We start from the raw sequence: 16,403 nt of genomic DNA, 5'->3' as shown, positions 1-16,403 counted from the left end.
CAGTCGCCGCTCTCGCGGCAGGCCCTGGGCGGGCGGATCCCGATGCCGTGTCAGGGGATCCGCCCGCCCAGTCGTCCGTCACGGCATCCTGTCGCCCAGCAGGGCCAGGTTCTCGATCGCGGCGAGGCCGTACAGCGAGGTGTCGTTGGTGGAGACCCAGGGCGCCTCGCTGCCCGGCACCAGCGTGAGCGGGCCGCTCAGCTTCTCGGTCTTCCAGGGCGCGGACTCCTTGTAGCCGTCGGAGTTGTAGAACTTGTCCCAGGCGCGCTTGGCGAGTTTCTCGTCGCCGCTCTGGACGGCGGCGTAGGCGTCGAGGCGCGAGTGGCCCTGGAAGAGGATCAGGGAGCCGAAGTTGCTGCCGTAGCGGGCCGCCTGTTCGGCCTTGGTGGCGTTGAAGTAGCGGCAGTAGTCGAGGTAGGCCTCCTTGAACTTCGGCATGTCGACGAGGTCGATGAGCTCGGCGCACAGCTCGTTGAGGCCGAAGACGGCCGACAGGTGCGAGACCTCGACCTTGGGCTTGTCGGCGACGGCGAACCTGCCGGTGTCCAGGTCGTACAGGCCGCTGCCCTGCACGAAGCCGTTGGGCTGGGCGGCGATGGTCTCCATCGTGGACAGCACGCGCGCCCTGGCCTTCTCCCACTTGGGGCCCTTGCGCTCCCACTCGGTCAGCCACGCCGAGACCAGGCCGCTCCAGTCGGTGCCGAAGCCGATCGACAGGGCGTGCCGGTCGGGCGTGTACGGCTCGGTGCGGATCTTGCGGATCGGGTCGAGGACGAGGAACGTCTCGTCGGAGTCGACGTTGGCGTGCATGAGGTCCCCGACGCGTTCGTCCGCCGTGAGGAAGTAGTAGTAGCGCCGGTACGTGGTGTTGGCGATGCGCTGCTGCTTGGCGCTGTCCGCCCAGTGCTGCACGCCGTGCCGGGTGCCGAGGCCCGCCCACTTGCCCAGGTGGTAGACGTCGACCTCGCCGGTGTGCCGGGTCATGGCCTCGGCGAAGCGGAAGATGTCGGCGCGACCGGAGCGCAGGTAGGCGTACCAGAGCCAGAGGTCCGGCGACAGCTCGGAGTTGTCCCAGGCGTAGCCGCCGACGTCGTAGCGCCACTGGTGCCGGACGGTGTCGTAGGTGTGCATGATGTCGCCGTAGTCCCAGAAGCCGTACCACCGGCGCATCTCCACCTGGTCCTTGTAGTAGGTGAAGAGGAAGTCGAGGTGGTCCTCGATCTTCGCCTTGGCCGGGGTGGAGCGGTCGGGTTCGGCGAACAGGCCCTTGCCGAAGACGCCCGCCCTGATGAGCTGTTTCGGCGGGGCGGCGAGCTGCGGGAGGACCCGGACGGCCTCGACCTGCTCGGCGAGCGTCTCGGCGCTCGGGGTGGAGGCGTTGGCCCAGAACAGCAGCTCGGAGGTGCGGGCGATGCCGTAGGGGGTGCCGAACTCGGGCTCGTAGTCCTCGTAGGTGATGTTGAGGCCTTCGAGCTGCTCGGGGAAGGTGTCCTGGCCCATGCCGTCGTGGTAGAAGCGCATGTCCATCGGCTGCGCCTCGGGCGACCAGAGCCAGAGGGTGACCTCGGCCTCGTCGGTGTGGGCGTTCCGGATGTCGAGCTGGGCGGGGAACTTCTCCCAGAAGTCGCGCAGGCCGAAGGAGAGTCCGCCGCTCACCCCGCCGACGTACCCGAAGCCGGAGGCGCGCCGGCCGCCGCCCGCGCCGATCCAGCCGTAGCCCTTCTTGGTGCGCTTGCGCAGAGCGAAGCCGTCCGCGGAGAGCTGGGAGAGGGTGTAGTCGCCCCACTCGGGGATGTACTGCAGGCGGGTGGTGACCCGCTGGTCCCAGGTGGCCGGGTCGGGCAGCTTCTTTCCTTCGTACTGCGCCGCCTGCACGGCCGCGCCCGGATCCCGCCGCAGGCCGGTGATGCCCTTGACGGCCTCGCGCAGCAGGCCGGTGCCGTCGCCGCCGATGCGGATGTGCCGGTCGTACGACTCGTCCCGCATCGGGACCTGGAAGCGCACGCCGAGCCCGCGGACGAAGTCGCCGCTCGCCTTTCCGGGCTCCTGCTTTCCGTCGTAGGTGATGGTGTGCACCATGCGGAAGGAGTCGGCGCCCGCGAAGAAGTAGAGGCGGATGGAGAAGGGCAGCCAGCTCCGGTCGCCCTTGCGGTGCTTGCCGTCGACGCGGACGACGGCCCGGACGGGGCCCTCCTGCTCGACCTCGGCCTTGGAGATGACGCCGTCGAAGCGCTCGGTCCTGACCGTGCCCTGGTCGCCGTCCTCGAACTCCGGCTGGCGGATCAGCACCAGGCGGCCGTTCTTGGCGATCTCCGTCGAGCCCCGGGTGACCGACTTGACGATCGTGGAACCGGACTTGCCGATCCTGGCGGTGATGACACCGGTCGAGACGGTGATGGTGCCGCCGCTCTTGTCGACGGTGACCTTCTTCTCGGGTGCGGCGGGCGTGCCGGCCGCGAGGGTGAGCTTGCCGTTGCCCGAAGCGACCGCGTGCGCGGTCCACTTGAGGGAGCCGTCGGGCCAGTAGGCGATCGGCCAGGACTGCACGGGTACGGCCTTGCCGTCCGCGTCCGTGAGCGCGAAGGTCTGGTTTTCCTGGTAGGCGCCCTTGGGCCAGGGGACGCCGACGGTGGAGCCGGGGGCCGCGCCGAGGCCGCCGTCCTCCAGCCAGTCCAGGGTCACCGGGTCGGCGTCGGCGGGTGCGGCCACGGGCGCGGCCTGGGCGTCCTGCGTGCCCAGCGCCCAGCTGAACTGGGCGGCGGCTCCGGCGACGGCGGCCGCCTTCAGGAGGGATCTGCGGGGGATGGGAGACATAGGGGTTGCTGCCTTTCCTCGTCCGTGCGGATGCGCATCCATACGCTGGTCAGGGGCATGACAGAGAGAGGGGCGGCGCCCGGAGGCGCCGACCTGGAAAGAGGAGGCACCGCCGTCAGCGGTGCCGGTACCGCTCCTCCACGGCGACGGCCGCCGCCGCGACGGCCCCGAGGACCGGGATCGCGAGCGGCGCGGCGAACCAGGCGGACACGGCCGCGACGGCCGGTCCGGCCATGAGCAGGAAGGACCCGGCCGGGTCGAGCACCGTGCGGCGTCCGGCCTGCGCGAGCAGCGTGCGCCAGCGGGCGCCCGGCTCCCACACCGCCGCCGCGCGGAGCCCGGCCACGACGAGCCCGATCAGTGCGACGACCCCGACGGCGCCGACCAGCGGCCCGCCGGGAATCCCCGCCCGGGCCGCCTGCACGTCCACCCAGACCGCGGCCACCGCCACCCACCCGGCGAGCCCGGCGAGCCACCCGCCGCGCAGGGCCGACCGGAAGTCGGCGACGAACTCCCGCAGGCCGCCGCCCTCATGGGCGATGCTGCGCCGCAGATGCCGTGCCCCGGCGGCGAAGGCCGCCGGGTACGTCACCACGCCCAGCGAGGCCACCGCGATCCACACACCGGTCAGCAACGACTCGGCGAACACCGCGAATCGGCCCCAAGCTCTCGACTCGGTGCGAGCAGGGGGCGCCTCATCGGCCGGCGCCGCCTCACCGTGTGCCGTCACCCGTGTCCCGGCCATGCTCGCCTCAGCCCTTCAGACCCGATGTGGCCATGCCGTCGATGAGGTAGCGCTGGAAGGCCAGGAAGAACGCCAGCACCGGCAGCAGCGCGACCAGCGACATGGCGATCATGCCGCCGTAGTTGGCCACGGCGTCCTGGTCCACGAACATCTTCAGCCCCAGCGAGACCGTGTACTTGTCGGGCTCGTTGAGATAGATCAGCGGTCCCATGAAGTCGTTCCACGCGTTGATGAACGTGAAGATGGCGCTGGTGATCAGGGCCGGACGGCACAGCGGCAGCACGATCGACCAGTAGATGCGCAGGTGCCCGCAGCCGTCGAGCCGGGCGGCCTCGTCGAGCTCCTTGGGCAGGTTGCGCATGAACTGCACCATCAGGAAGACGAAGAACGCCTCCGTGGCCAGGTACTTCCCCAGCAGCAGCGGGGTGTAGGTGTTGATCATCTCCATGTTGCGGAACAGCACGTACTGCGGGATGAGCAGCACGTGGTACGGCAACAGGAGCGTGCCGATCATCAGCGTGAACAGCAGGTTCCGGCCCGCGAACCTGATCTTCGCGAAGGCGTACGCGGTCAGCGAGCAGGACACCAGGATCCCCACCACGGAACCCACCCCGAGGAGCAGGGAGTTGAGGAAGAAGGTGGAGATGGGGATGTCCGCGATGCCCTCGCTGAGCCGCGAGTAGTTCGAGGTGATCGGGTCGCCCGGGAACAGGTCCAGGCTGCCGACGATGTCCTGGCTCTCCTTGAACGACGCGCCGATGACCCAGACCACAGGGTAGAGGATCACCGCGAGGATCAGCAGGGAGCCGATGTGCCAGGCGACGGACCCGGGGAGCTTCTGGCGGAACGCCCCGGCGGAGGGCTTGAGATCGGTGGCCGGTGCGCTCATCGGGCGCCCTCCTCGTAGTGCACCCAGCGTTTCTGGGACCAGAACAGGACCGCCGTCACCAGGGCGACCGCGATCAGCAGCAGCCAGGCCATCGCGGAGGCCATGCCCATCCGGCTGTTCTCGAAGCCCTGGACGTAGAGGTAGCAGGTGTAGACCATCGAGCCGTCGGCCGGACCGCAGGCGCTGCCTCCGGCGCCGCCGCCGACGATGTAGGCCGAGCTGAAGATCTGGAAGGAGTGGATCGTCTCCAGCAGGACGTTGAAGAAGAGGACCGGCGAGATCATCGGCAGGGTGATGTTCCAGAACCGCCGCAGCGTGCCGGCGCCGTCGACCTCGGCCGCCTCGTACAGCTCCCTCGGGACCTGCTTGAGACCGGCGAGGAAGATGACCATGGGAGCGCCGAACTGCCAGACGGTGAGCGCCACCAGCGCGTAGATGATCAGGTCCGGGTCGCCGGTCCAGCCGCCGACGTCGATCCCGAACAGCTGCTGCGTACGGTCGACGACCGCGTCGTCCGAGAAGATCGCCCGCCACACGATCGCGACGGACACGCTGGCCCCGACCAGGGACGGCGCGTAGAACGCGGCCCGGTAGAAGGCCTGCCCGCGCCGCTTCTGGGCGAGCAGCAGCGCCACCCCCAGAGCCGCGAGCAGCTTGAGCGGCGTGCCCACGACGACGTACCACATCGTCACCTGCACCGAGTGGCGCCAGCGCGGATCGCCGAACATCTCGGAGAAGTTGTCGAGGCCGATCCACTTGGGCGGGTCGAACAGGTTGTAGTCGGTGAAGGCGAAGTACAGCGAGGCGACCATCGGGCCCGCTGTCAGCAGCAGGAACCCGGCGATCCACGGGGACATGAAGAGATAGCCGGCCAGGTTCTCCCGGCGCCGCCGCCGCTTGAGGGCGGCGGGGCGCACGGGCTTCACCGGACCGTGCCGCGGCTCGGAGTCCTGGGACAGGCCCTCCATCGCAGGGGCGTGTGTCACGGTGGTTCCCATCAGGTGCCGAGAGCCGTCTTCGACTCGGTGAAGAACTGCTTGACGGCGTCGTCCACCGACCTCTTGCCCAGGCCGAGTTCCTCGGCGATGCGCAGGAACGCGGACTCACAGATGTCGGCGCCGCTCGGATGCGGGGTGATGGGTTCCAGGACGCCGGCCTCCACGAGGGACTCCTCGTAGGCGGCGATCGCCTTGTTGACCGGGTCGGTCGGCTTGAAGGCGTCGTACTGCGCCTGCGTCGCCGGCACACCGCGGTCGTATCCCATGATCTTGGCGACCTCGGGCTCGTGCACCATGAAGTTGATGAACTGGGCGACCTCCTTGGGGTGCTGGGTGCGCTTGGAGGCGCTCAGCATGAGCGAGCCGAGGTACTGGCCGGTCTTCTTGCCGTCCGTGGTCGGGATCGGCGCCAGGGCGTACTCGCTCTTGCCCTCGGCGCTGTAGCGCACGGTGAAGTTGTCCCACGTGAACTCGCCGGCCGCGAGTTCACCGGCGAGGGCCGACTTGGGCTTGATCTGGACGACCTTCTTGGGGTCGGCGTAGACGCCCTCCTTGACGCCCTTCTCGGCCTTCGTCCACCACTCCGTCAGATCCGCCTCGGTGAAGCCGAGTCCGTCCTCGGTGAAGAACGCCTTGCCGTTCTGGCGCAGGTAGAGGTCGTAGAGGTACATGACGCCGTACATGCCACTGTCACCGGCGCGGCCCGTCTTGTCGCGGATCTTCTTCATGCCCGCGTCGAACTCGTCCCAGGTCCAGCCCTGCTCGGGCTTGACGCCGGCCCGGGTGTAGACGGGCTTGTCGATGACCAGCGCCATCGAGTTGGAACCGACGGGGACGCCGAGGAGCTTGCCGTCGATCTCGCCGAACTTCTCCAGGCCCGCCCGGAATCCCTCCAGTCGGAGGTTGCCGGCCTCGGCCTGCTCGCTGAGATCGAGCAGCACGTTCTTCGCGTCGTATTTGCGGAGGAAGCCGACGGCATTCTGGAAGACGTCCGGCGGATTTCCGCCGGAAGCCTGCGTGTTGAACTTCTTCCAGAAGTCGAGATAAGGCTGGAAGTCCGTTTTCACCTTGATCTTCGGGTACTTCTTCTCGAAGAGCGCGATGGTCTTCTTGATTCTCTCGGCGCGGTCCTCCGCACCCCACCACGCGTAACGGATCGTCACCGTCCCGTCCGCGGACGCCCCTCCGTCACCACCGCAACCGGTCGTCGCGGCCATCCCCAGGGTGGCTGCCGTGGCCCCGGCCGCCTTCAGGATCGTCCGTCTCTCAACATTCCTGCCGTTCACCACGGTTGGACCTCCCCGCACGTCGTCCCGCTCGCATGAATCGTTTCAAGTAAGCGCTTGCTGGCACAAGTTACGGAGGGGCTGAGGGTGCGTCAATGATTCGGACAAGAATTTCTTACCGAAGGGGGTGGGGGCGGGGCAGGGGCGGGCGCCGACGTCGAGGGCCGGGCGGGGTGACGTCCCTGGTGAGGCGAGGGTGACCGACGGGCCGGACGAGGCGTGGCCGGATGTATGGGTTTCGGGCGCGACCGAAAGACGTCGGTGGGGTGGAGGGGCGTGGCGGTGGTGGTGGGGGCGGGTTCCGGCCAGGTGGCGGTCGGGTGGGGGGCGGCGGGGCGTGGTGCCGGGTGGCGGGGTGTGGTGGCAGGTGGCCGGGGCCGGCGGCGGGCGGCGGGCGGACGGTGAGTCAGCGTGCCGACGGGACGGGGGAAGCGACTCCGCGCGGGACGCCGAGGTGCCGAGGTACGAACGGACAGTGACGGGACTGGGCGACGTGAACGATGGTGTTGTCGCCCTCACCGATGTCGAAGCCATGCCAAGCCGACACGACACCGAGACAGCCACAGCCACAGCCACAGCCACAGCCACAGCCACACATAACCACAGCGGCCCACCTGCGTAGTCGCAGGTGGGCGGCCGATCCGGGTGGGCGATACTGGGTTCGAACCAGTGACCTCTTCGGTGTGAACGAAGCGCTCTCCCACTGAGCTAATCGCCCGGACGCAGGAAGAACATTACCCCATGTCAGGGGGTGCCTGTGACCAGCACCGGCACCCCGGCGCCGCTCACTGGTTCTCGATCTTCCACGGCATCACGATGCCGAACTTCCACACGTAGATACCGACCAGTACGGCCACGACCACCACCCCGATGGACGTCAGGATGATGTTGCGGCGCCGCACCTTGGGGTCGAGGGCCCGCTGTGCCGCCTCGGTGACCTTCCGCTTGGTCCAGCGGAGCACCAGCTGCGCCCACACGAACTCCGTCGCCCAGATCGCCATGCCGCCGAAGATCACGACCCAGCCCGGCCCGGGCAGGGGCAGCATGATGATGCCCGCCACGACGACCGCGAGCCCGATGATGAAGACGCCGACCTGCCAGCTCACGTGCAGCAGGCGGCGCGCTTTGATGAATTCCGGCGCCCGCGAGCCGAGCCCACGCTCCTGCTCGCCGTGCACCTCTTCCGTCCCCGTCTCGTCGGACGCCACGGCCACCTCGCCCGGCTCGTCACTCCCCGTATTCATACGGCCAAACACTACCCGAGCGAAACCAGTCACCGGAATGGACGCACGACGCGAACGATCTCTCGGCCGGAAGAGTTACGTAAAGGCACGCAAAACACTCAGAGGGGTTTACAACGGCACCGTAGGTGGCATGTCGATTTCGCCGACGTGCGAATCCCCGAGCGCACACTGAGCGAAAGGCCCTGGCGCTTATGAACACCACGGTCAGCTGCGAGCTGCACCTGCGCCTCGTTGTGTCGAGCGAGTCCTCCCTGCCTGTCCCCGCAGGCCTGCGGTACGACACGGCCGACCCCTACGCCGTGCACGCCACCTTCCACACCGGAGCCGAGGAGACCGTCGAGTGGGTGTTCGCCCGCGACCTCCTCGCCGAGGGACTTCACCGCCCTACGGGCACCGGCGACGTCCGCGTCTGGCCGTCGCGCAGCCACGGTCAGGGCGTCGTGTGCATCGCCCTGAGCTCGCCGGAGGGCGAGGCCCTGCTCGAGGCCCCGGCACGGGCCCTGGAATCCTTCCTGAAGCGGACCGACGCGGCCGTGCCGCCCGGCACGGAGCACCGGCATTTCGATCTCGATCAGGAGCTCTCGCACATCCTGGCGGAAAGCTAGGGCGAGGCCCCCACAAAGCCGCCCGGCGCCGTCGACTCGGGGAGACGGCTCGGGCCAGGACAACTGCATACGGGACACACCGGCGCCGGCACCGCGGCTCACGCGGGTCGGCGCCGGTTCGCGTATGACCTGGGGCCGCCTGCGGGCGGGCGGGAACCATGGCGGGCCCGGCGAGCGTTGTATTCGAAGCCATGTGCGGGCATGCGGGGCTTCCTGCGGTGGTGGAGCCGTTACCATCGGCCAGCATCCGCGGGCGCCTGCCCGACCCCCAGGCCAGGGAGCGAATCGTGCTGATCACCCATGACACCCGGTGCGCCCTCGACACCGTGGTGGATCTGGTGAACACCGCGCCGGAGGACGACACGGCGGCGGACGGGCTGCCGGACGTGGCGGCCCTCGCGGACTTCGTGCGGAACCACGAGATCAGCGATGTCGGGGTGCTCTCGGACTTCGACCTCTCCGCGGTCCGGAAGATCCGCGGCCGGTTCGCCGCCGTCTTCTCGGCCCCCGACGCCCGGACGGCCGCAGGCCTGATCAACGAGCTGGTCGCGGCCGCCGGCACCACGCCCCGGCTCACGGACCACGACGGCTACGACTGGCATGTCCACTACTTCGCGCCCGGTGCCTCGGTGGCCGACCACCTGGCCGCCGACTGCGGGATGGCGCTGGCCTTCTTCGTGGTCGCCGGAGAGCAGGAGCGACTACGGCGGTGTGAGGCGCCCGACTGCCGGCGGGCCTTCGTCGATCTGTCCCGCAACCGCTCGCGGCGCTACTGCGACAGCCGTACCTGCGGAAACCGGCTGCACGTGGCCGCGTACCGGGCGCGCCGGAAGGAAGCCGCGGGCTGACGGGAGAGCCCCCGGGCGAGTGTTCGATGCCGACGCGGTCCCGGCGGGTGGCGCCGGGTACCGCGGGTACGGCTCACAGCAACAGCAGATCGTGCAACGAGGCCATGAGCAGCAGACACCCGATCACCGCCAGGAAGATCATCAGCGGTGGCTGGGAAAGGGCGAAGAGGCAACCACGTGGCTCGTCCCGCGGGGGGCGTGGCTTGTCCTGCGGCGGAGCGGGGTCGCTCTGTTTCGTCGTGTCCAGCATCTCGCGGCGATGATGACGCAGTCGCCGCGCCGAACGCGATCAGCGCCCTCGTTCCGTGCGGGAGTGGGCCGATTGCGTGAGGTCCGGTTCAGGTTGTGATCACTTCCGCGCGCCCGCGGACCCACTGTGACGATTCGTCCGGCGCGCGGGCGTCATATCCCGTGCTTCTTGAGGATGGCCTCGATGTCGCTGAAGTCCTCGTCACCCCGGGGCGCCGCCGCCGCGGGCCGGGCCGCCGGGCTGGAGCCCTGTCCCAGGGAGGGCGCCGAGGCCCCGGGGGCCACCGCCTCGGGCTGAGCCGCGGCGCGGGCCGCCCTGCGCTCCTTGCGGGTGCCGCCGCGGCGGCGCTCCACGACACGCGTGGTCGTGAACAGCACCCACGCGACGCCGAGCACGCCGAAGCCGGCCCAGGCCGTCGGGCTGAAGGCGGTGTCGGCCAGCCACTCGACGACACCTGTCATCACCAGGCCGATCGGCACGAGTGCGTACGCGGCGATCCGCGTCGCCGTAAGGAAACGCCTGCGGTACGCCGTGATGGCCGCGATGCCCAGGCCTGCCGCGGACACGGCGGAGCAGACGGTCTCGGCAATCATCCGGTCCTCCAGGCGTGGCGCGGTCGAGCACGGGCACTTCGTCCCTTCCATCCTGCACCCGCCGCACCCCGCCGGGCCATGCTCCGGCCCGACATCAGGGACATCTCCGGGTCGCCTCCTCCACAGGTGCCGGTGGGGGCTCCACCCCTGGAGCGCGGCACGCCCTGCGGCGGTCCCGGCGAGTGAGGCCTCCGATTGGGGCGGAGGGCGGAGCTGCTGGGAGACTGTCGGCATGAGCGACTCCTCCCCCGACCGTCCCTCCGTTGCCGTCCTCGAGGTGTGGTGCGAGCTGCAGTGCCCGGACTGCCGCACCGCGCTGGACGATCTCCGCGCCCTGCGCGCCCGCTACGGCGATCGTCTGGAGCTGCGGCTGCGGCACTTCCCGCTGGAGAAGCACAAGCACGCCTTCGCCGCCGCGCAGGCCGCCGAGGAGGCGTGGGAGCAGGGGCAGGGATGGCCGTACGTCGAGGCCGTGCTGGGGCGGGTCGAGGAGCTGGGCCGTAAGGGGGAACCCTTCCTGGTCGACGTGGCCCGGGAACTGGGTCTGGACGCCGAGGAGTTCGACACCGCGCTGATCGACGGCCGGCACATCCTGATCGTGGATGCCGACCAGGCCGAGGGCAAGGCGATCGGCGTGACCGGCACCCCGACGTACGTCATCGGCGGTGAACGGCTCGACGGGGGCAAGAGCCAGGAGGGCTTGCGCGAGCGGATCGAGGAGATCGCGGACCGGCTGCTGGCCGGGCAGGAGAGCTGACCGTCGCCGCCCGGCCCCTCTCCCCCGGGTCCGGGCGGCTACAGCAGCGGCTTGTACATGACGTACCTCTTGGTCTCGTAGCCCAGGGACGCGTAGAGCCGTTCGGCCGGGGTGTTGCCGGCGAAGACGTTGAGGCCGATGGTCCGCCTGCCCTCGGCGATCGTCTGGGCCTCGGCCAGCAGCATGAGGGTGCGGCCGTGTCCCTTCCCCCGGTGGGCGGCATCGGCCTCGACGTCGTAGACGAAGGCGGCGTCCTCGCGCAGCGCGAGCCACAGCGCGCCCACCGGCGTCCCCAGATGTTCGACGACGCTGATGAGGGTGCCGCGGGTGGCGAGGCCGTCGGGCAGCAAGGTGGCGTGGTCCCGCTCGGACTTGGCCCGGGCCTCGGCCTCCGGAACGCCCCGCTCGATCCAGCTCCGCGCGTAGTCCTCCTTGCCCTTCTCCAGCCAGGGGACGAACTCCGCCTCGGTCATGGGCCGGGCACGGCTGCCCTCGGGCAGGTCCGGCGGGGTGTCGCCGAGCGGCTTCTCCATGAGGCGGTTGCGGACGACGTAACCGAGCGCGGTGGCAAGGCGGAACGCCGTCTCGGCCTCGGCGGGCACCGACGCCTCGATGCGGCGGCAGCCCCACCCGCGGGCCACCTCCTCCGCGGCGAGCGCGGCCACCGTGCCACGGCCGCGTCCGCGGTCGGGCTCCTCGATGCGCAGGTTCATGACGCGGGCCACCGCGTCGCCGAACACGGGATGCGTGCCGAGGTGTATCGCCCCCACGGGACGGCTGTTCACACACACCTGGTAGCGGCGTGAGCGCGTCCCGTCGGCGTTCTGCTGAAGCGGCTCGGTCGGCCGCAGGGTCGTGGTCATCAGGGGTGTTCTACCCGCAACCGCGACCCTGTTCAGCCCAATAAGCGCGGGCTGTGTGTCAGGGGTCCAGGTCGTCCGCGGACCGCTCCTCGAAGATCCGCATGGCCTTGGCGGTCACGGGGCCCGGCGCGCCGGGCAGCTCACGGTCGTCGACGCGGTGCACGGCCTGTACGTCGCGCAGGGTGGACGTCAGGAAGACCTCCTCGGCCCGTTCCAGCACGTCCAGCGGCAGATCGGTCTCTCCGGCCCCGGTCCATTCGATCGCGAGCGCCCGCGTGATGCCCGCGAGGCAGCCCGAGGCGAGCGGCGGGGTGTGGATCTCGCCGTCGAGGACGACGAAGACGTTCGACCCGGTGCCCTCGCAGAGCTGCCCCACCGTGTTGGCGAACAGGGCCTCGGAGGCGCCCTGTTCGCGGGCGCGGGCCAGGGCGACGACGTTCTCGGCGTACGAGGTGGTCTTCAGGCCGGTGAGCGCGCCGCGCTCGTTGCGGGTCCAGGGGACCGTGATCACGGCGGTGGAGTCGGGGCGGCGGGTCGTCTCGCCGAGGGCGACGACGAGGGTCGGGCCGTGGTCGCCGCGGTCGGAGCCGAGCGGGCCGTGGCCGCCGGTGTAGGTGATGCGGAGGCGGCCGAGGGGCACGGGGTTGGCCTGGAGGACGGCGGCACAGGCGCGGCGCACCTCGTCGTGGTCCGGATCGGGCAGGCCGAGGCCGCGCGCGGAGCGGGTGAGCCGGTCGAGGTGGCGCGTGAGCGCGAACGCCCGGCCGTCCACGGCCTTCACCGTCTCGAAGATGCCGTCGCCCACGGTCAGTCCGTGGTCGAAGACGGAGACGCGGGCGGACTCGATGTCCTGCAGCCCGCCGTCGAGCCAGATCTTCACGTCAGGTCCTCTCCACTCACCTCGTACGTGGCCGACGCTATCGCGAGCAGCCGGGCCGCCTTCAGCTCGGTCTCCCGCCACTCCCCCTCGGGATCGGAGCCCCAGGTGATGCCGGCGCCGGTGCCGAAGCGCAGCATGCCCTCGGCCCGGTCGATCCAGAAGGTGCGGATGCCGACGGCGAGCTCCCCGGTGCGCCGGTCGGCGTCGACCCAGCCGATCCCCCCGCAGTACGGCCCCCGGGGCGCCGTCTCCAGGGCGTCGATGATTCGCAGCGCGCTGGACTTGGGCGCGCCGGTGACGGAGCCGGGCGGGAAGGCCGCGCCGAGCAGCTCGGCCCAGCCGGCCCCGTCCCGCAGCTCACCGCGGACCGTCGACACGAGGTGGACCAGCCCCGGGTGCTTCTCGACGGCGCACAGGTCGGGCACCGTCACGCTGCCCGTGGCGCAGACCCGCCCGATGTCGTTGCGGACGAGGTCCACGATCATCACGTTCTCGGCGTAGTCCTTCTCCAGCAGGTCCGCCTCGGTGCGGCCGGTGCCCTTGATCGGCCCGGACTCGACGGTCCGCCCGTCGCGCCGCAGGAACAGCTCGGGGGACGCGGTCGCGATCTCCACGCCGTGACCGGGCAGGCGGATCGTTCCTGCATACGGTGCCGGGTTGCCGCGGGCCAGCAGCGCGGTGAGGGCGTCGACGTCGGCACCGGGTGCCACGGGCGCGGACAGCACCCGGCACAGGTTCGCCTGGTAGACCTCGCCGGCCGCGATGTGCTCGCGGATCCGCCGCACCCCCGCCGTGTACGCGGCGCGGTCGAGCGACGACGTCCAGTCGCCGGCCGCCGGCCCGCGCCAGGCCCCGGACGTCGGAACAGGCACGTCCGCCTGCCGCACGTCCCGGAAGCGGGCGCAGGTCAGACGGCCCTCGAAGTCGGCGCAGACGGCCCAGAAGCCGCTGGATTCCAGGGCTTCGGGATCATCGGTGACGTCGAGGAGCCCGGTGGCGACGCGGTCGCCGAAGCGGGCCAGAGGAGGGAGGTCGGGCACGCATCGAGTCTATGGCGGGTGACCCGCGGGTGGCCGGGGCGTGTCCCTTCAGGAGGCTCTGCGACATCCCTGAGCAGGTGAAGCGCAGCACGCTGCACAAACGCGTTTTTGTACTGGCCCCGGAATCCGCTAGAGTTCAACACGTCGCCGGGCCGCGAGAGCGGACCGAAACGACAAGCGGACGTAGCTCAGTTGGTAGAGCGCAACCTTGCCAAGGTTGAGGTCGCGAGTTCGAGCCTCGTCGTCCGCTCGAAGGAACAGGGGGCTTCCCGGTCCCCTACACTCCTGGTGGAGTGGCCGAGAGGCGAGGCAACGGCCTGCAAAGCCGTCTACACGGGTTCAAATCCCGTCTCCACCTCCAAGGACGATTAGCTCAGCGGGAGAGCGCTTCCCTGACACGGAAGAGGTCACTGGTTCAATCCCAGTATCGTCCACTGGATCTCATCGAAGATCCCACCCCGCGCGATTAGCTCAGCGGGAGAGCGCTTCCCTGACACGGAAGAGGTCACTGGTTCAATCCCAGTATCGCGCACGCAGTGCCCATGATCCGCTGCACCGAGTGGTCATGGTCCCGAGGACGATTAGCTCAGCGGGAGAGCGCTTCCCTGACACGGAAGAGGTCACTGGTTCAATCCCAGTATCGTCCACATCACACCGGAGCCCCCGGCCGTATGAAGCGGCCGGGGGCTCTGTCGTGTCAGGGCGGGTCAGGACGAGAACAGCATGTGCCCGAAGCTCTTGTGCCGGTGGTGACCGTGGTGGCCATGGTGGCCGTGGCCGCCGTGCGGGGCGCCCCAGGCGGGGGCCGGAGGCGCTGGGTAGGCCTGCGGGGCGGGTGGGGGCGGAGGGGCCGCCTGGGACCACTGGGCCTCCAAGCGGGTCAGCGACTCCAGCTCGCCGTAGTCGAGAAAGATCCCGCGGCAGCCGCTGCACTGCTCGATCTGGACGCCGTTGCGGTTGTAGGTGTGCATCGGCGCACGGCACTTCGGACACTGCATGGTCGTTCAACTCCTCGCCGGTCGGTCCTGCTTCGTATCCCGCCAGGACAGACTCTGTCCCGCTGTGGTCGGTTGCACCCTACTTCGCGTGCTCCTGCGCCAACTGCGGCGGGACGGTAGCCATTCGGTCACAGGCGTCCACGACCGCCTGCTCCACCTCGTCCAGCGGCCGGCCTGCCGCGACCGCCTTGGCGACGGCCCGGGCCGCGGTCTGCACGGTGAGCGCGCGGGCGGGGGTGTCGAGAGCGGGCCAGGGGTCACCGTCGGCGGGGACGGCCGGGCCGCCCGCCTCCCGGTAGGCGGTCAGGAAGCGGGTCCACTCGTCCGGCGGGAGCAGTCCGCAGGCGTACCAGGCCGCGGGGCGGGCGAGGTCCCAGGCCGGGACGCCGACACCGAGGTCGTCCACGTCGATCAGCAGCCAGGGGCCGGCGGGGGCGGGGTGGCGAACGAGCTGGCCCAGGTGGAGGTCGCCGTGGCAGAGGGTGGTGGCGTCGGGCAGGGGCGTCTCGGCGCGGGCCCAGGCGGGGAGGGCGTTCCAGGCGCGCAGGACGGGGGCGGCGGCGGGGTGCGCGGCCGCCCCCGCGCGGAGCCGGGCGACGGCCTGGGCCGCCTTGGCGGGGCCGCGCATGGGTGGGAGGTCCTCGGGGGCGGGGGTGCGGTGCAGGCGGGCCAGGAGGGTGGCGGCGGCTTCCCAGGGCGCGGCGTCCGGGTCGTCCGGGTCGACGGGGGTGCCGTAGGGCCAGAGCGTGACCAGGCGGCCGCGCAGGTCGAGGGGGGCCGGGGCGAGTGGGGACAGGAGGACGCCGGGGAGGCCGGAGGCGACGGCGAGTCGGCGGGCCAGCTCGGTGGGGTCGGTGCCCGGGGGGTGAGCCTTGGCGACGGTGTCGCCGTGGCGTACGACGGTGCCGTCGGGGCGGTCCGCGAGGGTGGCCGCGCCGCAGGGGCAGGACGAGGAGCCGGCGTGTGCGGCGGCCCGCGCTCTGGCGGTGAGGGCAGGTACGAGCAGGTCGGGGGCGGGTGTCACGGGGTGAGGGTACGCCCGGAGCGGGTGCGTGGGTTTCGGGTGCGCGGGGGCGGCGCCTGCGTCGGGGCCGGGTGGGTCCGCCGCCCGGGGCACCCGGTGCCTCGCCCGGGCTCTTGACGCAAAAGCAATGCCGGCGCAGCTCCCCAGCTGCGCCGGCATTTGTGCCGTCCGCCGCACCCCCGTCCCCACGGGGTTTCATGGGTGGATGTCCCCGCCCGGACCGCTCTTCCGGGCCTGGGGTCGCCGCTCAGCGCCCCAGCATCTCGCCCACGGACGACGCCTGTGTGGCCACTGTCTCCCAGCCGTCGAAGACGACGAGGAGCAGGACCGCCAGGGGAAGGGCCATCAGCGTCGCCACCACGGGGTGGCGACGGCCCTGACGGCGGCGGCGGAACGCGGCGGCGTACACCTTGCGTCCCTCCTCGCGGATCAGCGTCCGCGGTGCCGTGTGGGCCATGGTCCCTCTCCTGACCGTTCTCAGTTGTCGTTGGCAGCGGCGGGCGTCTGACCTCGGGGGACGAGTGCTGCACCCGCCGCTTGACCTCAAATCTAGGCGTCCGGCCCCTCCC

At 70.6% G+C, this 16,403-nt stretch carries 17 protein-coding genes and 6 tRNA genes; 8 read left to right on the top strand and 15 right to left on the bottom strand.

Annotated features, from left to right (window positions below; translation table 11 throughout):
• Positions 1-78: 78 nt before the first annotated feature.
• From ACSUPV_RS33500 to ACSUPV_RS33470, 7 genes are all read right to left on the bottom strand, one after another.
• Complete coding sequence (locus ACSUPV_RS33500) at positions 79-2,814, bottom strand: hypothetical protein (RefSeq protein ID WP_037769065.1); 2,736 nt, start codon at positions 2,812-2,814, stop codon at positions 79-81.
• A gap of 115 nt (positions 2,815-2,929) precedes the next feature.
• Positions 2,930-3,559 carry a hypothetical protein gene (locus ACSUPV_RS33495; RefSeq protein WP_031114780.1) on the bottom strand — a complete coding sequence of 210 codons (630 nt, stop codon included), beginning with the start codon at positions 3,557-3,559 and terminating at the stop codon, positions 2,930-2,932.
• 7 nt (positions 3,560-3,566) lie between these two features.
• Positions 3,567-4,448 (bottom strand): carbohydrate ABC transporter permease, encoded by an 882-nt coding sequence (locus ACSUPV_RS33490; RefSeq protein ID WP_031114779.1) that lies wholly within the window; start codon positions 4,446-4,448, stop codon positions 3,567-3,569.
• Positions 4,445-5,446: a carbohydrate ABC transporter permease gene (locus ACSUPV_RS33485; protein ID WP_031114778.1), complete on the bottom strand. Its 1,002-nt coding sequence runs from the start codon at positions 5,444-5,446 to the stop codon at positions 4,445-4,447. Before ACSUPV_RS33485 ends, ACSUPV_RS33490 begins: the two co-directional genes overlap by 4 nt.
• Complete coding sequence (locus ACSUPV_RS33480) at positions 5,446-6,735, bottom strand: ABC transporter substrate-binding protein (RefSeq protein WP_436949122.1); 1,290 nt, start codon at positions 6,733-6,735, stop codon at positions 5,446-5,448. Before ACSUPV_RS33480 ends, ACSUPV_RS33485 begins: the two co-directional genes overlap by 1 nt.
• A 643-nt stretch (positions 6,736-7,378) precedes the next feature.
• Positions 7,379-7,450, bottom strand: a tRNA-Val gene (locus tag ACSUPV_RS33475).
• A gap of 67 nt (positions 7,451-7,517) precedes the next feature.
• The gene (locus tag ACSUPV_RS33470) at positions 7,518-7,976 is read right to left on the bottom strand and encodes a TIGR02611 family protein (RefSeq protein WP_031114774.1); all 459 of its coding nucleotides are present in this window, start codon (positions 7,974-7,976) and stop codon (positions 7,518-7,520) included.
• Positions 7,977-8,167: 191 nt separating this feature from the next.
• Between ACSUPV_RS33470 and ACSUPV_RS33465 the strand changes: the two genes are divergently transcribed.
• Together ACSUPV_RS33465 and ACSUPV_RS33460 are read left to right on the top strand one after the other, a co-directional pair.
• Positions 8,168-8,581: an SsgA family sporulation/cell division regulator gene (locus ACSUPV_RS33465; RefSeq protein WP_004002642.1), complete on the top strand. Its 414-nt coding sequence runs from the start codon at positions 8,168-8,170 to the stop codon at positions 8,579-8,581.
• Between the two features lie 287 nt (positions 8,582-8,868).
• Complete coding sequence (locus tag ACSUPV_RS33460; protein WP_359794891.1) at positions 8,869-9,429, top strand: CGNR zinc finger domain-containing protein; 561 nt, start codon at positions 8,869-8,871, stop codon at positions 9,427-9,429.
• A gap of 73 nt (positions 9,430-9,502) precedes the next feature.
• Here the strand turns inward: ACSUPV_RS33460 and ACSUPV_RS33455 are convergent, their stop codons facing one another.
• Both ACSUPV_RS33455 and ACSUPV_RS33450 read right to left on the bottom strand, forming a co-directional pair.
• Positions 9,503-9,679, bottom strand: coding sequence for a hypothetical protein (locus ACSUPV_RS33455; RefSeq protein ID WP_198678102.1), 177 nt, complete (start codon positions 9,677-9,679; stop codon positions 9,503-9,505).
• A 152-nt stretch (positions 9,680-9,831) separates the two neighbouring features.
• Positions 9,832-10,272, bottom strand: coding sequence for a hypothetical protein (locus ACSUPV_RS33450; protein WP_359794889.1), 441 nt, complete (start codon positions 10,270-10,272; stop codon positions 9,832-9,834).
• A 232-nt stretch (positions 10,273-10,504) separates the two neighbouring features.
• On the opposite strand from ACSUPV_RS33450, the gene ACSUPV_RS33445 reads away from it, so the two are divergent.
• Positions 10,505-11,029 carry a DsbA family protein gene (locus ACSUPV_RS33445; protein ID WP_031114770.1) on the top strand — a complete coding sequence of 175 codons (525 nt, stop codon included), beginning with the start codon at positions 10,505-10,507 and terminating at the stop codon, positions 11,027-11,029.
• A gap of 38 nt (positions 11,030-11,067) precedes the next feature.
• Here the strand turns inward: ACSUPV_RS33445 and ACSUPV_RS33440 are convergent, their stop codons facing one another.
• Genes ACSUPV_RS33440 through ACSUPV_RS33430 form a run of 3 tightly spaced genes read right to left on the bottom strand, consistent with a single transcriptional unit; the run spans position 11,068 to position 13,812 of the window.
• Positions 11,068-11,892 carry a GNAT family N-acetyltransferase gene (locus ACSUPV_RS33440; RefSeq protein WP_031114769.1) on the bottom strand — a complete coding sequence of 275 codons (825 nt, stop codon included), beginning with the start codon at positions 11,890-11,892 and terminating at the stop codon, positions 11,068-11,070.
• A gap of 58 nt (positions 11,893-11,950) precedes the next feature.
• Positions 11,951-12,772 (bottom strand): aminotransferase class IV, encoded by an 822-nt coding sequence (locus ACSUPV_RS33435; RefSeq protein WP_031114768.1) that lies wholly within the window; start codon positions 12,770-12,772, stop codon positions 11,951-11,953.
• Positions 12,769-13,812, bottom strand: coding sequence for a chorismate-binding protein (locus ACSUPV_RS33430; protein WP_031114766.1), 1,044 nt, complete (start codon positions 13,810-13,812; stop codon positions 12,769-12,771). The genes ACSUPV_RS33435 and ACSUPV_RS33430 overlap by 4 nt, the downstream gene beginning before the upstream one ends.
• A gap of 177 nt (positions 13,813-13,989) precedes the next feature.
• Between ACSUPV_RS33430 and ACSUPV_RS33425 the strand changes: the two genes are divergently transcribed.
• The 5 genes from ACSUPV_RS33425 (at position 13,990) to ACSUPV_RS33405 (ending at position 14,459) form a co-directional block, all read left to right on the top strand.
• Positions 13,990-14,062: transfer RNA gene (locus ACSUPV_RS33425), tRNA-Gly, on the top strand.
• A gap of 37 nt (positions 14,063-14,099) precedes the next feature.
• Positions 14,100-14,173 (top strand) — tRNA-Cys (locus ACSUPV_RS33420).
• 1 nt (position 14,174) lies between these two features.
• Positions 14,175-14,246, top strand: a tRNA-Val gene (locus ACSUPV_RS33415).
• Positions 14,247-14,272: 26 nt separating this feature from the next.
• Positions 14,273-14,344, top strand: a tRNA-Val gene (locus ACSUPV_RS33410).
• 43 nt (positions 14,345-14,387) lie between these two features.
• A tRNA-Val gene (locus ACSUPV_RS33405) sits at positions 14,388-14,459 on the top strand.
• 60 nt (positions 14,460-14,519) lie between these two features.
• On the opposite strand, the gene ACSUPV_RS33400 is transcribed toward ACSUPV_RS33405, so the two are convergent.
• The 3 genes from ACSUPV_RS33400 to ACSUPV_RS33390 all read right to left on the bottom strand — a co-directional run bounded on the left by ACSUPV_RS33400 (position 14,520) and on the right by ACSUPV_RS33390 (position 16,291).
• Positions 14,520-14,810: a zf-TFIIB domain-containing protein gene (locus ACSUPV_RS33400; RefSeq protein ID WP_078625368.1), complete on the bottom strand. Its 291-nt coding sequence runs from the start codon at positions 14,808-14,810 to the stop codon at positions 14,520-14,522.
• 79 nt (positions 14,811-14,889) lie between these two features.
• Positions 14,890-15,834 (bottom strand): phosphotransferase family protein, encoded by a 945-nt coding sequence (locus tag ACSUPV_RS33395; RefSeq protein WP_436949121.1) that lies wholly within the window; start codon positions 15,832-15,834, stop codon positions 14,890-14,892.
• A gap of 247 nt (positions 15,835-16,081) precedes the next feature.
• The gene (locus tag ACSUPV_RS33390; RefSeq protein WP_031114762.1) at positions 16,082-16,291 is read right to left on the bottom strand and encodes a hypothetical protein; all 210 of its coding nucleotides are present in this window, start codon (positions 16,289-16,291) and stop codon (positions 16,082-16,084) included.
• Between the last annotated feature and the right edge of the window lie 112 nt (positions 16,292-16,403).

It is taken from the genome of Streptomyces sp. SudanB52_2052 (assembly GCF_964272415.1).
GTDB lineage: Bacteria > Actinomycetota > Actinomycetes > Streptomycetales > Streptomycetaceae > Streptomyces > Streptomyces olindensis.
Note: the sequence above shows the minus strand (reverse complement) of the source record. Positions and strands in the feature narration are given on the sequence as shown.

Bases quoted from the DNA above. Each gene is read 5' to 3' on its own strand.
- ACSUPV_RS33500 (WP_037769065.1), bottom strand. From the start codon at position 2,814: ATGTCTCCCATCCCCCGCAGATCCCTCCTGAAGGCGGCCGCCGTCGCC.
- ACSUPV_RS33495 (WP_031114780.1), bottom strand. From the start codon at position 3,559: ATGGCCGGGACACGGGTGACGGCACACGGTGAGGCGGCGCCGGCCGAT.
- ACSUPV_RS33490 (WP_031114779.1), bottom strand. From the start codon at position 4,448: ATGAGCGCACCGGCCACCGATCTCAAGCCCTCCGCCGGGGCGTTCCGC.
- ACSUPV_RS33485 (WP_031114778.1), bottom strand. From the start codon at position 5,446: ATGGGAACCACCGTGACACACGCCCCTGCGATGGAGGGCCTGTCCCAG.
- ACSUPV_RS33470 (WP_031114774.1), bottom strand. From the start codon at position 7,976: ATGAATACGGGGAGTGACGAGCCGGGCGAGGTGGCCGTGGCGTCCGAC.
- ACSUPV_RS33465 (WP_004002642.1), top strand. From the start codon at position 8,168: ATGAACACCACGGTCAGCTGCGAGCTGCACCTGCGCCTCGTTGTGTCG.
- ACSUPV_RS33455 (WP_198678102.1), bottom strand. From the start codon at position 9,679: ATGCTGGACACGACGAAACAGAGCGACCCCGCTCCGCCGCAGGACAAG.
- ACSUPV_RS33450 (WP_359794889.1), bottom strand. From the start codon at position 10,272: ATGATTGCCGAGACCGTCTGCTCCGCCGTGTCCGCGGCAGGCCTGGGC.
- ACSUPV_RS33445 (WP_031114770.1), top strand. From the start codon at position 10,505: ATGAGCGACTCCTCCCCCGACCGTCCCTCCGTTGCCGTCCTCGAGGTG.
- ACSUPV_RS33440 (WP_031114769.1), bottom strand. From the start codon at position 11,892: ATGACCACGACCCTGCGGCCGACCGAGCCGCTTCAGCAGAACGCCGAC.
- ACSUPV_RS33400 (WP_078625368.1), bottom strand. From the start codon at position 14,810: ATGCAGTGTCCGAAGTGCCGTGCGCCGATGCACACCTACAACCGCAAC.
- ACSUPV_RS33390 (WP_031114762.1), bottom strand. From the start codon at position 16,291: ATGGCCCACACGGCACCGCGGACGCTGATCCGCGAGGAGGGACGCAAG.